This window comes from Frankia umida, assembly GCF_023242945.1.
GTDB lineage: Bacteria > Actinomycetota > Actinomycetes > Frankiales > Frankiaceae > Frankia > Frankia umida.
Window position 1 is genome coordinate 1 of the sequence record NZ_JALKFT010000113.1, and the last position, 516, is coordinate 516.

A 516-nucleotide genomic window follows, 5' to 3' on the forward strand; every position below is an offset into this window, starting at 1 on the left:
GGTGATCCGATCGAGGCGCAGGCGTTGCTGGCCACCTACGGGCAGGGTCGGGACGCGGACCGGCCGTTGTGGGTGGGATCGGTCAAGTCGAACGTCGGGCACACGCAGGCGGCGGCGGGCGTGGCCGGCGTGATCAAGATGGTGATGGCGATGCGGCACGGGGTGGCGCCCAGAACGCTGCACGTCGACGCGCCGACCCCGAACGTCGACTGGGCCGCGGGCGCGGTCCAGCTCCTGACGCAGACGACGCCGTGGCCCACGGACGGCCCGCGCCGGTCCGGGGTGTCCGCGTTCGGTATCAGCGGCACCAACGCCCACGTGATCCTCGAAGTGGACCCGACTGTTTCCGGGGTGGGTTCCCCGGTGGACTCACCGGCCGGTTCGGTTGGTTCTTCGCCGGCTTCTCCGGTTGTCGTGCCGGCGGTGTTTCCGTGGGTTCTGTCGGGGCGGGATGCGGCGGGTCTGGCGGGTCAGGCGGGTCGGTTGTCGGCGTTTGTGTCGGGGCGGCCTGAGCTG

The 516-nt window shown here is 71.5% G+C and carries 1 protein-coding gene; it reads left to right on the plus strand.

Annotated elements, in window-relative coordinates:
* A partial coding sequence (locus tag MXD59_RS26015; RefSeq protein WP_248827204.1) for a ketoacyl-synthetase C-terminal extension domain-containing protein occupies positions 1-516 on the plus strand: 516 nt, incomplete at both ends.